Here is a 14,351-nt window from a genome sequence, read left to right as displayed (position 1 = left end):
ACTCTAAATACAACCATTGGATAAACAATTCATGTTTCCATTTAAAACCGCAGCGCTTCTGCTTGCTATGGCAGCGCTGCTATTACCAGAAAGAACCTTTAGCCAGGAAAAGCTAACCCTGGAGGAGGCTATCCGCATCGGATTAGAGAAGAATTATGATATCAGAATAGCCGACAGGCAGGAGGACATAGCTTCTAATAACGTAACCCTCGGTAATGCCGGGTTCCTACCTGCAGTAGATGCCAGGGCAACGCGTGTCTTTAGTGAGAACAACTCCAAGCAGGAGTTTGTCGCAAGGCCGGACCAGATTCGCAAAGGCGCCAGCTCAAATAACCTGAACTCCAGCGTTAACCTGAACTGGGTTATTTTTGACGGCCTGGGTATGTTTATCAACTATGATCGGTTGAAAGCGCTTGAAAAATCGGGCGACTTGTTCACAAAGCAGGTGGTAGAAAATACGCTGGCCGCTATAGCAGTCAATTACTTCGAGGTAGTACAGCAGGCACAAAAGATAGAGGCCCTGCAAGATGCCATTGCTATTTCGGAGGCTCGTGTAGAAATTGCAGAGGCGCAGTATGAGGTGGGTGTAAGCCCGAAGGTGGAGATTCTGCGGGCCCAGGTTGATTACAATGCTGACCGCTCTGAGCTGCTGCTGCAACAGGAGGCGCTGCAGAATGCCAAAATTGATTTAAACCAATTGCTTGGCCGCGATCCTAACATTAACTTTGTCGTGACAGACTCCATTGTAGTAGATCCGACTCTCACCTTTGGAGAGTCCAGCAACAGCCTGCTTGCCTCTAACCCACTGCTCCAGCGCCTTGAACTAAACCGCAGGATAGCTATGCTTGATGTCAGGTCGATACGCGCCAGCCGCTTTCCTACAGTTGGTGTGACAAGTGCCTATAACTTCTCCCGTTCACAGTCTGAGCCACTCAATGATTTCATGTCAAGGTTTAGCCGTAACTATGGCTTTAACTATGGCTTAACGGTAAGCTTGCCCATTTTCAATGGCTTCAACATCAACCGCCTGTCACAGAACGCAAGGATAAACCAGGAAGTGGTAGAATTGGAGTTTCAGCAGGAACAGATCAGGCTGGAGTCAGAACTGGCACGTGCTTACAGCCTTTACCTGAACCGCCTTGAGATTCTAAAACTGGAGGAATTTAATGTGAAACTGGCCCAGGAGAACTCCAAAATAGCACTGGAACGATTCAGGCTGGGATTGCTAACCGCTATTGAGCTAAGGGAGGCACAACGAAATGAATTGGTAGCCTCAAACCGGTTGATCGATATTCAATACCAGGCAAAAACTGCCGAGATTGAAATAAAACGGCTGACCAGGTCCCTGATACAGGAAGACCAGCAATAAGATACTGATAAGCGCCGCCTATACTACAAAGACAAAAGGATAGCAATATTGCTATCCTTTTGTCTTTGTAGCCGTACCTCCAACGAATAAAGTTACTTTCCAATGGAGTATGAACTCTTCCAGCTATTGGGAATCTCACTGGGGCTCGGTCTTCTGGTTGGGCTGCAGCGCCAGTACGACCAGTCTGAGTTGGCAGGTATCCGCACCTTTCCCCTTATTACCCTCTTCGGCACCATTACAGGATTACTGGCGCGGGAGTTTGGCGGCTGGGTAATAGCGGCAGGTTTCCTGAGTGTTGCAGCCCTCACCGTAGCGGGTAATGTGCTGAAAAGCAAAACACCGCCCTTCAATGTAGGGTTAACCACTGAAGCATCTGTGCTTCTTTTATATGCCGTGGGCGCCTACCTGGTACTAGGAAACACCACCGTGGCTGTGGCTGTAGGCGCCACAGCGGCCGTGCTGCTGCAGCTGAAAGAACCGCTACACCGGATTGTCTCCCGGATTGGTGAGAAAGACCTCAAGGCCATCATGCAGTTTGTGGTGATATCGCTCGTGATACTGCCTGTGCTGCCCAACGAGACATACGGCCCGTACGATGTGCTTAACCCGCACAATATCTGGCTGATGGTGGTGCTGATTGTAGGTATCGGGTTGCTGGGTTACTTTGCCTACAAGGTTTTTGGCAAGAAGGCGGGCACTATTTTGGGCGGTATATTAGGAGGTCTCATCTCCAGTACTGCTACCACCGTTACGTACGCCCGGCGCACTAAAAATGAAGCAACAAATACCACGCTGGCGGCCATCGTTATCTTCATTGCATCAGCCGTGTCTGTTTTCAGAGTTATAACAGAAGTGGCGGTAGTTGCGCCGGCTACGCTTGCCACGGTAGGGCCGCCTTTGGCCGCTGTGTTTTTACTGATGCTGCTGCTTGGTACGGTTGCTTTCTTCTTCAAGAAGAAGGGCCATGACCACGTGCCTGAGCAGCAGAACCCCGCGCAACTAAAGACTGCTTTGGTTTTTGGGCTGATTTATGCCGCTGTAGTGCTGGCCACTGCTTTTGCAAAAGACCAGTTCGGAGAAGAAGGCTTGTATATTGTGGCTGTTATTTCCGGTCTTACAGATGTAGATGCCATTACCCTGTCTACTGCCCGCCTGATGAACACGGGAGCCCTGGAAATGAGCAATGGATGGCGGGTGATCCTGGTGGCTGCTTTGTCAAATCTCGTTTTTAAAGGCGCCATGGTTGGAGTATTAGGCAGTAGAGCCGCGTTCGGGAAAGTAGCCGTGCTGTTTGGCGTGGTGCTGGCAGGTGGTCTGCTCGTACTGTGGCTGTGGCCTTCAGACCTGCAGCTTTTTTCAAACCTGTTTCCATCAGTGGCATAACATACTACAGTCGGCTTTACGTGCATCCCTCCTGTTTCCCCTGATAGAAACGATTGTTTCCCCTGATAGAAACGATGAAATCAAAAGTCCCTGGTAGTTCACTACCAGGGACTTTCAAAACAAACCAAATTCAACTAACCTAACAAACTAAAGGGTTACGCTCTTTTACGGTGGCATATATAGTAAAGTTATATATAGATAATATATTTTTATCAATTCACTACAGGCTCATACAGGCCTGCTTCTCATTAAGAAAATAACTTAAGCGGGTAACACAACGACAGTCTTTTGTTCCAGAAGTTTTACTACAGGAAAGCAGGAAATAGGTGTTTTATTGGAGAAGCAATAAGCGTAGTGCTTAGCTTTCTTCTGGGGTATTGTAACTAAGGGCTTACTTACCTCTGTTAAAATATCATAAATAATTTCTTATTTTTAGAAATAATTTGTTTATTGCTCATGCGCAATCGATTGCGCAAATCGGAAAGCCTTTTTATATGTCTCAGAAGATTCTCAAAATACATCCCAATGATAATGTGCTGGTTGCGCTCACCGATCTGCGTGCAGGCGACACCGTAACCTACCAAAACAAAACTGTTACTCTGGTGGAGAATGTGCCGGCCAAGCACAAGTTCACGCAGCAGGAAATGCTGCCGGAGCAGGAGATAATCATGTACGGCACCCTGGTTGGCAAAGCCGTCACGGTGATTCCGGCAGGAGGCAGAATATCCACCGAAAACGTAAAACACAAGGCCTCCACTTTCACTGGAAAAACTAAAACCACTGGCTGGCAGGCACCCGATGTGTCCAGGTGGGCAAACAAAACCTTTCAGGGCTACCACCGTGCTGACGGACAGGTTGGCACAGCCAATTACTGGCTGGTGATACCCCTGGTATTCTGCGAAAACAGGAATGTAAATATTATTAAGCAGGCCTTTCTGGAAGAACTGGGCTTTGGCCGCCAAGACATCTACAAGTCTTATGTGCAGCAGATGGTGGAGCTTTACCAGACAGGAAACACAGAGGCTATTGCCACTTTACCGCTGCAGAGCCATAAAGCCAGCGGGCACAAACGCATTTTCGAGAATATTGATGGCATCAAGTTTCTGACGCACGAGGGTGGCTGCGGCGGTATACGCCAAGACTCTGAAGCACTTTGCGCTTTGCTGGCCGGCTACATCCACAACCCGAACGTGGCAGGTGCCACTGTTCTGAGCCTGGGTTGCCAGAACGCACAGGTGAGCATCCTGGAGGAAAAGCTTCGGGCACTCGATCCAAATTTCACGAAGCCCCTGATTGTGCTGGAGCAGCAGAAAGAGGGTACGGAGCACGAGCTGCTGGCAAAGGCAATCAAGCAGACCTTTCTTGCCCTTGTAGAAGCAGACAAACAGCAACGCCAGCCTGCCCCGCTAAGTAAGCTGGTGGTGGGCCTGGAGTGTGGCGGCTCCGACGGGTTCTCCGGCATATCGGCGAACCCTGCTGTAGGCCATGCTTCTGATTTGGTTGTGGCGCTGGGTGGCAAGTCGATGCTTTCTGAGTTTCCGGAGCTTTGCGGTGTAGAACAGGAGCTGATAAACCGCTGTGTGGACGAGAAAACGGCAGACCGCTTTGTGCAGCTGATGCGGGCTTACGCTTATGCCGCAGAGGCAGTAGGCTCTGGCTTCGACATGAACCCAAGCCCGGGAAATATTAAAGACGGGCTGATCACGGATGCCATCAAATCAGCGGGAGCAGCCAAAAAAGGAGGCACCTCTCCTGTGGCAGACGTATTGGACTACGGTGAGTATGCCACCAAACCAGGGCTCACACTCCTCTGCACTCCCGGAAACGATGTGGAAAGCACCACGGCTATGGCTGGTTCCGGTGCCAATATTATCCTGTTTACTACTGGCCTGGGCACACCAACGGGAAACCCTGTTACACCAGTCATCAAGGTATCGTCTAACACCAAGTTAGCGCAGCGCATGCCTGATATCATTGATATTGATACAGGACCTGTTATAGCAGGTGAGAAAAACATAGAAGAGATGGGCGCCGAGATGCTGGATCTGATTATTGATGTAGCTAGTGGCAATTTACAAACCAAAGCCATGCAGCTTGGGCAGGATGATTTTATACCATGGAAAAGAGGTATCTCACTTTAGTGAATATTCAGGTATCCTTATTCTATTGAATTAAGTATAGAGTCAACACCTTGATTCAAAAAGCGGCAGGAATGCCCGGAACATAACCCGAAACCCACTGTTTCAGACAACAGCAAACGGCAGCTGAACAGACAACCCTGTGATACTTTAAGCATTGTGCTTTAGTAATAACCAGTAGATAGCTCAAAAAAACAACTTATGGATGATCAATTAGCATTACCTGTAGGAACAACCCTCGACAGGTTTATCATGCGCAAACAAGAAGAATTCCCTTATGCTACCGGCGAACTGTCGCAGTTGCTCCGGGACATTGCCCTTGCAACCAAGATAGTGAACCGCGAAATAAACCGCGCGGGTTTGCTGGGAGTAACAGGCACTTTTGGGCAGCAGAATGTGCAGGGCGAAGAACAGCAGAAGCTGGATGTGATCGCCAACATTCGGTTCATCAGGGCTTTGCGCAATGGCGGAGAAGTGTGTACCGTTATCTCGGAAGAGGAAGACCATGTCATTCAGACAGGTAACACCAAAGGCAAATACGTTGTCGCGATGGACCCCCTCGATGGTTCGTCTAACATCGACGTGAATGTGGCTATCGGCACCATCTTCTCCATTTACAGAAGGCTGTCTGACACCGGCGAGGACGGTACGCTGGAGGATTGCCTGCAGGATGGAACAAAGCAGGTAGCTGCTGGCTACATCATCTATGGTTCTTCTACGATGCTGGTGTACACGACGGGCTGCGGTGTGAATGGCTTCACCTATGAACCGTCGCTTGGTGAGTTCTTCCTGTCGCACCCGAACATTAAAACGCCGCAGGATGGTAAAATCTACTCCTGTAATGAAGGAAACGTTAACAGCTTCCCGGACGGTGTAAAAGCCTACCTGAGTTACTGCAAAGAGCAGCACTACTCTGCCCGCTACATCGGCTCGCTGGTGGCAGACTTCCACCGGAACCTGCTGAAAGGCGGCGTTTACCTTTACCCGCCAACAGCCAAATCGCCGAACGGTAAACTGCGCCTCGTGTATGAGTGCAACGCGCTGGCCATGATCATTGAGCAGGCGGGTGGCAAGGCAACAGATGGTTCGGAGCGTATCCTGGACAAAACCCCTACGGAACTGCACCAGCGTTGCCCTTTGGTTATCGGTTCGCCGGACATGGTTGATAAAGTAGAGGAGTTTATGGCAGCTGAGTTTGTTGCTGTTTAGTTGAATCTTATCTTTTAAAAATACTGAAGCCGGAGCAGATAAGACTGCTCCGGCTTCAGTATTTTTAAGCATCATCCTAAACTGATTGGCTTAGGATTTCTTTTTACCCAAATCCTTCACCCGGATGTTCCTGAAAAAGACGGTGGAGCCGTGGCCCAGGAAGCCGATGTGGCCCTTGTCCCGTTTCAGGCCAGGGTGCTTCTCGCCGTCTATGGTTCCGTTCTTACTCGCCTCTGCGATGTCGCCCTCCAGGATGGTTGTACCGTTCAGGACCACCTTCACCTTATTACCCTTCACTGTCACCTCCTCGTAATTCCACTCCCCTACCGGCTTCAGGTAGCCACGCTTGGCCGGTATAACGCCGTAGACAGAGCCATGGTACTGCCACTCCTTCAGGTTTCGGTAGATATCAGCATCATTGTCCAGTATCTGGATCTCCATACCTTCATAGGCAGCATCTCCTTCCAACGGAGTCCGGATACCCAGGCCGTTGTTGGCGCCCGGTGTCAGCTTGAACTCGAAGCGGAACACAAAATCGCCGTACTCCTCTTTTGTGTACAGGTTTCCCCCGCTGCCGAATTTTGGCTCACGCACCACCATCTCCCCGTCCTCTATCACATAGTCTGCTGTGTTGCCTTGCCAGCTATGCATGTTGGTGCCATCAAACAATATTTTAAAACCTTCTTTCTTCTCGGCGGCACTCAGCTCAAAAGGCTCTTTGCGGGGGATTTCCCGTATGTAGAGGTCCCGGTAACCTACCCGGGAACCGTGCGCCTGTAGTTCCAGCTGCTCTTCAGGGAAAATGGGCATGCCCCTGTCCCAGTAGTTCTCCAGTATCACGTTATCTGTCACCAGTTCCCCGTTCAGGTATACCGTCACGCGGTCGCCCTGCATCAGTATCCGGAAGTTATTCCACTCACCCAGCGGGTTGTCGGCCACCTTCAGCGGCTTGCTGGGGTTTACCTGGTTGTTGTACAAACCACCAGAGCCTACCTGTGCCCCTGCATCTACGCGGGAGGTATCCCACATCTGTACCTGGGGCGTGCCGCGCAGATAAATGCCCGCGTCCCCTTCTTTGTTGCCGTCGTCATATATCTTCCAGTCCACGAACATCTCAAAGTCGCCGTACTTCTTTTCTGTCGTGAGGTTGTTGTATCCTTTGCCTACAAACGTTATCTCGCCGTTCTCCACTTTCCAGTCCCTTCTCATTTCCTCATCGGCGGCGGCCTGCTTCTGTGCCAGTGTTTTGGCATCCATCTTCGCGCGCTTGATGGGGTCTTCCACCAGACCTTTCCAGCCGGTCAGGTCTTTGCCGTTGAACAGGGATACTATGCCCGGGCCTTCCGGCATTTCAGCCAGGAACTTGTTGATAGACTCCTTCTGGTATTCATTGTCCGGCCCTTTTAATACCTGTACTGTCTTGTTCAGGTGCTCCCGCACCACATCACCGTAAAATTCTTTGTTGGAAAGCCCGATGTTCATTACTGCAATAGCGGCCTCCTGCTGTAGTTCAGGGTCATCGAGGTACTTTGCGGCAAAGACCAGGGCAGGAAAGGTTCTGTTTCGTTCCACCTGCTGCAGTATCAGTTTCTTTTGCTCTGTGGTTTTGGCGAGGTCCATGCCATTGCGCAATAGCAGGAGCTTCTGGTCGGCAGGGTATTTAGAGAGGCTCACCGTGCGGATGTATCCTTTGAGTGCCGGGTCCAGGTAAGCAGCATTGGCAGGGTCACTGCTGATGCTGTACAGTTCTTTAGCCGCGCTTACATCAGACCAGGAAGACAAGGCCGTGATGGCGGCTTGTTTGGTGGCTGCATCTCCGGCACGAAAACCTTCTGCAACGGCGCCAAGCGCCTGCTCACCGCCAATGCCCGCCAGCACATCATAATAGGCTGACTTCTTCTCCGAAGGCACTTTCTCCATTTGCTGCAGTACCAGCTCAGCCTGTTGCTGTTGCGACTCATACTCCCGTACGGCCGCTATAACGGCCTGCTGCGCTGCCTTCAGTTCCTCCGGCTGCGAGGTGTTGTTCAGTAAGGTGTACAGCCGGGGGAGGTCCTCCTTTCGGGCCATCTGCCCAAGTGCCGACAGCGCGGCCAGGCGCACGGCCGGGTTTTTATTCTCCGTATAGGAGAACACGTTATTTATCCTGTTATGCGCAGCGCGGGCGCCTAACACAGTCAGCAGCTCCGCCTGGGCTACTGCAGGCATTTTAGGCAGGGCATCAGCTACTTTATTTGTCATACCCTCCCCTTTCATAGTAAGCAAAGCATTTTTTACGGCAACGGCGTCCTGTTCATTCCCTTTCCGCATGACTCTGAGCAGTTGGGGCAGCGCCTCTTCCTGTCCGATTTTACCGGCTGCGGCTACTGCCGCCAGCCTTATTTCGTCGTTTTTGTTCCGCAGCGCTCTGTTGATAGTTGGCAAGGCGGCCTCTGCCCTGTTGTCTCCCAGCATTGTGAGGATGTCTGCACGCACCGATGCACTCGCTTTCTTTTGCTCTTTTACCAGCATGGCCGTAGTGGCGGGGGTAACATAGGGAGAAGCGAAACGCAGCGCAGCAGCACGGTATTCCGGATCAATGTCACCAGCCGCGCTCACAAGCAGTGGCATGCTTTTCTCACCCTGTATACCAGCGAGTAGTTTTAAAGCAGCTGTGCGGGTGTGTGTTTGCCTTTGCTGGCCAGCTCCCTGTAGCAGCGACTGCGCTATCTTCTCTGCCTGCTGCTGGTGTCCGCCTTCTGCCAGCCGCCTGGCGTACAGCAGATAGGCAGCAACGGCGTTGTCATTATCATAAGTTAACCGGTCCTCCTCTGCAGCCTTCGCCAGCACGGCTTCTGAAGCCGGGTCTGCTATGTTGGCAAGGGCGAAAAGGGTAAGCTTCCTCAGCTTCGCATCCTGGCTGGTAACGAAGGGAGCCAGAGTAGCCACTGCCGCGGTAGAGCGGTTGTTTCCAAGGGCTTCCACCAACGACAGGCGGCAGTCTCCCTGTGCAGTTTGCAATGCCTGCAGCAGGACACTGTTGCCTTTTGGCGTGTTGATGTTGGTGAAGGCACCTGCAGCAGGAGCACACAACCGCTCATTTCCCAGGTAAGGCTGTAGGCAGGCAACGGCGTCGTCTTTGCCCACTACCTGCAGCTGCCTGATAAGGAATGCTTTATTCTCTGCGTTATCGACTTTACTTAGGGACTCACAATAAGCATCGACGCTCATTTTTCTCCAGTCCTCCCTTTCCGACTGCATCACATAATAGGAGAAGCCGCCAAGGGCATACTCAATTTTTGTGTTATCTCCTTTTCCGGGCGCAGTGAGCATGCTGGCTATTTCCACGATGCCTTGCCGACCCATGGCTGCTAACTCGCTCATACTAGCTTCCAGTTGCTCCTTGTCACGGGCGGGCACTTCGGCCAGCAGGTCGGCGATGCGGGTGTTTAGGGTACGCTGGTCATTTTTGCGTTGCCCAAAGCCTGCCGTACTAACTGTAAGCAGGACAAAGAGCAGTAGTATATTTTTTTTCATATAGTTGGCTTAAGGGAATTCTGATTTACATTTACCTGCATTTGATGATTCTAAATGCAACTAAACCATTGTCCAGTCTGAGCGCATGGGCTGGTAAACCAACCGGTTCGCTGCCTCATCGCCTATAAACTCCTGCTTTACCGGGTCGAACTTGAGAGAGCGCCCCAGGCGCAGCGCAGCCAAGCCCATGTTAACCAGCGTGCAGGACCGGTGGCCGTTTTCCTCATTGAGTGCGAACTTCTTGCGTTCTTTTACCGCCCTTATAAAGTCCGTCACTTGTGGCTCCGGATCAGGAAAGGCAGCCAGTTTTCGCTGCAGGTCCGGGATGTCAGAACGGAAGCCGGGATACAGCTTGCCGTTCGGTCCCTCGATGTAAGGGATGTTCTCCTCTATACCCTCCCCGTCAAGCACAATCTGACAACCGTCGTCATAGGTATAGGTGATCCGGCGCCATGTACCCACTGCGTCTGTGTGTTGCTGCGGGGCGTCAACCTCCACGGAAACGGGGCTGGTATTGTCTTTACCAAGGAAGTACTGAATCGGATCCAGGTAGTGCTGTCCCATGTCACCGAGGCCGCCGCCGTCATAGTCCCAGTAACCCCGGAAGGTGGCGTGCACCCGGTGCGGGTTGTAAGGCCTGTAAGGCGCTGGGCCCAGCCACATGTTATAGTCCAGTTCCTGCGGCACCGGCATCGGGTCTAAATTGGTTTGGCCTACCCAGTAGAATTTCCAGTCGTAGCCCGTGCCGCGGCCCACCGTTACTTTCAGGGGCCAGCCGAGCATACCGCTTTCCACCAGCTTTTTGATAGGCTTTACGGTTGTACCCATACCGTAGAAGATATCTTCGAACCGGAACCAGGTGTTCAGCCGGAAGATGCGGCCATGCTGCTGCACCGCCTCCACCACGCGCTTACCCTCCCCGATGGTTCGGGTCATAGGCTTTTCGCACCAGATGTCCTTGCCGGCTCTCGCTGCGTCCGCTGCCATCAGGCCGTGCCAGTGCGGCGGCGTGGCGATGTGCACGATGTCTACCTCCGGCAGCTGAATCAGCTCGCGGTAGTCCGCAAACGTCTTCACTCCTTTACCCACCATTTCCACTGCTTTCTTCAGATGGTTTTGGTCCACATCACACACGGCTACCACACGGGTGTCGCCGTAGGGAAAGTGGTTGCGCCCCATAGCACCAACGCCTATTACCCCTTTGGTCAACTGGTCGCTGGGTGCCACGTAGCCCCTGCCCCCCAGCACAAAGCGTGGCACAATGGTGAAAGCGGCAATAGTGGCTGCCGATTTCTTTATAAAATCTCTTCTTGAACTCATGAAAAGGGAAATTTACAGGGTGAACTAAATCATTATACTTAGGAGCATGTTTAAAATTCATCTTTTGCGCTGCAAGTTTCCCATAAAGGAACCTGCCTTCATGCTTTTCTCGCTCCATAGCGCTGCTATGAAGCTCAAAAACCACTTCGCCAGAACCCTTTCTGTTAAACTTTCGCTTGCAAAAACGAAATTCAAACATGCTCAGAAAGCTACTCTCTTGCCGATGCTTTAAAAAAGCCAACTTCAGCTAACTGCACCGGCTGCTTTGCTTCCAGCACGGTTACCCGTACTCTAGAGGTTTTTATCAGCGGAAGCCGCAACAGCCTTTTATACCCGATAGTGGTAAACTCATCTGCTTTCTGCCATGCCTTCCCATCCCAGTATTCCAGCAGCGCCGTTACGTTCCGCTGCCCCTCCACGATGTTCTCCTGAAACATGGCCCTGTCGAAGGCAATTTCTTTTTTGAAATCCAGTACCAGGGGCTGCTTTTCTTTCAAGGTGACAGCAGTGGTGAGTTGCTGGTCTGTTAATTGTTTTTTGACTTTACCAGAAGCCAGATTTGTTTTGAAAGTCTCGTCCAGAATACTTCTGAAATCATGCAGGTTACGGACATCCTGCTCCGCAAACTGGCCTTTTGGAGTAGGCGGAATGTTTAGCAACAATAAGCTGTTTCTGCCAACCGATTTATAGTACAGGTCCACCAGCTGCTTTCCTGATTTCACTTTGCTGTCTTCTTCAGGATGATAGAACCAGCCCGGCCGTATTGAAACGTCTGTCTCAGCCGGAATCCATAGATTACCATCAGGGTCGCCCACGTTCAGATATTTCGGGTCCGCTACTCCAGGTGCCATGCCTACCGTGTCTATCGTGGACCAGCAGGTTTCGCCTGCGTTGCCGGATTCATTTCCTACCCAGCGCACATCAGGCCCCACATCCGAGAACATAACCGCCTTTGGCTGCAACTCGCGCACCAACTGCCAGTATCCGTCAAAATCATACTCCATGTCTTTGGCATCCTCGCCTTTGGCACCGTCAAACCATACCTCCGATACCTCTCCGTAATTGGTCAGTAACTCGCGAAGCTGGTTCTTGTAAAATGCGTTATAAGATGGGGTGCCATACTGTTCTTCATGCCGATCCCAGGGGGAGAGGTAAAAGCCAAACTTTATCCCGTATTCCCTGCAGGCCTCTGCGATTTCTTTTACCACATCGCCCTGTCCGTTTTTCCAGGGGCTGCTGGCAACGGTGTGGTCGGTATATTTAGATGGCCAGAGACAGAAGCCATCATGATGCTTGGCCGTGATGATGGCCATTTTAAATCCCGCATCCTTCAGGGTCTTCACCATCTTTCGCGCATCAAAATCTGTGGGATAAAATATTTGCGGGCTTTCTGTTCCATCGCCCCATTCTTTTCCGGTAAAGGTGTTTACCGTGAAATGCAGGAAAGCAGTGGTTTCAAGCTTTTGCCACTCTACCTGCCGGGGGTCAGGCTTTGGCAGGTCTTGTGCTTCAATGGAAGAGGTAGCTACTACAGCAGCTAAAAGGGTGAGCAAAGCATGCTTCTTCATAAGCTCTTATGATGTATGGTATAGCCAGCCACTCATGGCTGGCACTGTTCTGTCTTTCTCCTTTGCACCCGAAACTTAAGCATCCGATGTCAGAGATTGTAAATGGAAATTGCTTTAGTGCTCTCTGGCTTTTGTACACTTTGCACTTCAAGCACCGCAGCTATAGTTTTTGTACAACATAATACTCACTTTATTAATCATTTGCAAGAACAGCAGTCTTCTTTAGAGTCTTTTTGAAGTTGAGCCTTCTCCTGCTGAATTAATTTATGGCCGTAAAAAAAGCCCTGCGGTTTAAGGCAGGGCTTTCTCTTTATAAGTATTAAGTTTGTTTAATGCGATGGTGCAGTGGCTGCCTTATGTAGCGCAGCTACCACTTTCGGGCAACTAAGCTCAGAGTTCTTCCATATTCTCCATCTCCTCTTCTACTTTATGTTGATTGTCTGTTGTAGAGAGAGGCAAGGTGAGCAGCGGCAGATGGTTATAGGCCACCATTTTAGACGTAACGCTTCTATCCAAAAGTCTTTCCAGGATGTTATGCTTCTGTGGGCTGAGTATGAGCAAGTCCGGCTTACGCTCCTGCAGATATTCCTGAATACCTGTTGCTACATCTGGTCGCTGTTGCAATACCACCTTATAGTTCATATCGTACAGTTGCTTATCCAGCACTTCCAGGGCAGACTTAAATCGTTCATCATTTGCCACAGGATCTTGCTGTTTATCTATGTGCAGCACCTGAAGCTCTGCACGGAACGTTTTCACAAACTCACGCAGCTTTGTAAGCAACAGCTTATCGGGCTGTCTGGACAGGTCTGAGGCAAAGACCACTGACTTAACTCCGCAGAACTTCGCGCCCAGTGGCACTCCCAGCACCGGAAACTTGCTGTTGCGCATCACAGATAGGGTCGTACTGCCAATCAGGACCTGGTTCAGGGCACCTCCACCCTGCATGCCCATCACAATCAGATCCACTTTGTTGGCTTCTGCCAGCTTGATGATGTGCCCGTAAACAGGACCCATCTTAGCCACATACGTAACATGTGTCGCATATTTTCCACGCGGTACGTAGTCTACTGCAGCAGTATGAAAAGCCTTTTTTGCATGGGCCGCTAAGCCAAAGGTCTGCTCTGCCCCCTCCACACTGGTGTAGCTGATGACTACATCGTCGGGCAGGGTGCTTTTGCATGCCTTCACATATTGCTCCAGTTCCTGAACCTTTTCATTTTCCAGCTCAGGTATGAAGGTTGGGATATCGTAGGCAGCAGGAGGAGACACGATAGGCTGAAAGGCGTGAAACACAACCACGTTCAGATTTGCCTTTTGCGCCAGTTTCAGCGCATATAAAAGAGCGCTTTTTGAATTCGGAGAATAATCGACCGGTACCAGGATAGTTTTCATCGATGCTGATTTTATGTGAAACACCTATAGCGAACTTACATATAAGACGCTGACTCTCAACATAAAGATATAGAACAACATATAAGATTTCGATGATATGCATCAGTTGAGAGCAGGAAGTTCATCAGTTTTCCAGAGGAGTATAACATTTGTAAACTAATGAAAGGAGTCCTGACGAAAAACCACCCTCTAATCCTTAGAAATAAGGAAGGGAATCAACCGCCTTGAGAACTCCTGCCGTTGTTGTGTGTTTTCACCAACAACAGAATTTGCCCTTCCTTGTCGACCATACTTTAACACTCAGTACCTTCATCCTTAGTACTCCATTCTTCATCAATCTTGAAACTGCAGCTCCATAGTTACGCAACCTAAAGCATGTAGTAAAGTTCCCCGCTTTAGATAAGGAGGGGTAAGGGATGGTGGGAACTGGCTGAAGTAAAGCAACACTATGTT

8 protein-coding genes are annotated in these 14,351 nt (G+C 50.6%); 4 read left to right on the top strand and 4 right to left on the bottom strand.

Annotated elements, in window-relative coordinates:
• The first annotated feature begins 31 nt into the window (after positions 1–31).
• The 4 genes from ACFS7Z_RS10085 to fbp all read left to right on the top strand — a co-directional run bounded on the left by ACFS7Z_RS10085 (position 32) and on the right by fbp (position 6,099).
• Positions 32–1,369 carry a TolC family protein gene (locus ACFS7Z_RS10085; RefSeq protein WP_377483995.1) on the top strand — a complete coding sequence of 446 codons (1,338 nt, stop codon included), beginning with the start codon at positions 32–34 and terminating at the stop codon, positions 1,367–1,369.
• 102 nt (positions 1,370–1,471) lie between these two features.
• Positions 1,472–2,752, top strand: coding sequence for an MgtC/SapB family protein (locus ACFS7Z_RS10080; RefSeq protein WP_377483993.1), 1,281 nt, complete (start codon positions 1,472–1,474; stop codon positions 2,750–2,752).
• Positions 2,753–3,246: 494 nt separating this feature from the next.
• On the top strand, positions 3,247–4,893 hold the full coding sequence (locus ACFS7Z_RS10075; protein WP_377483991.1) for a UxaA family hydrolase: 1,647 nt from the start codon (positions 3,247–3,249) through the stop codon (positions 4,891–4,893).
• A gap of 198 nt (positions 4,894–5,091) precedes the next feature.
• Positions 5,092–6,099 carry a class 1 fructose-bisphosphatase gene (fbp, locus tag ACFS7Z_RS10070; protein WP_377483987.1) on the top strand — a complete coding sequence of 336 codons (1,008 nt, stop codon included), beginning with the start codon at positions 5,092–5,094 and terminating at the stop codon, positions 6,097–6,099.
• Between the two features lie 90 nt (positions 6,100–6,189).
• Here fbp and ACFS7Z_RS10065 read toward each other — a convergent pair whose 3' ends face one another.
• The 4 genes from ACFS7Z_RS10065 to ACFS7Z_RS10050 form a co-directional block, all read right to left on the bottom strand.
• Entirely contained in the window at positions 6,190–9,615 is a 3,426-nt protein-coding gene (locus ACFS7Z_RS10065) for a family 16 glycoside hydrolase (RefSeq protein ID WP_377483985.1), read from the bottom strand.
• A 60-nt stretch (positions 9,616–9,675) separates the two neighbouring features.
• Positions 9,676–10,935 (bottom strand): Gfo/Idh/MocA family oxidoreductase, encoded by a 1,260-nt coding sequence (locus ACFS7Z_RS10060; RefSeq protein WP_377483982.1) that lies wholly within the window; start codon positions 10,933–10,935, stop codon positions 9,676–9,678.
• A 209-nt stretch (positions 10,936–11,144) separates the two neighbouring features.
• Positions 11,145–12,503, bottom strand: coding sequence for an alpha-L-fucosidase (locus ACFS7Z_RS10055; protein ID WP_377483979.1), 1,359 nt, complete (start codon positions 12,501–12,503; stop codon positions 11,145–11,147).
• A 390-nt stretch (positions 12,504–12,893) separates the two neighbouring features.
• Positions 12,894–13,898 (bottom strand): universal stress protein, encoded by a 1,005-nt coding sequence (locus tag ACFS7Z_RS10050; protein ID WP_377483977.1) that lies wholly within the window; start codon positions 13,896–13,898, stop codon positions 12,894–12,896.
• Positions 13,899–14,351: the final 453 nt, after the last annotated feature.

Origin of the sequence: Pontibacter toksunensis (assembly GCF_042686245.1) — a bacterium.
Lineage (GTDB): Bacteria > Bacteroidota > Bacteroidia > Cytophagales > Hymenobacteraceae > Pontibacter > Pontibacter toksunensis.
The sequence above is the reverse complement of the archived record's forward strand: the minus strand, read 5'-3'. Positions and strand labels throughout refer to the sequence as shown.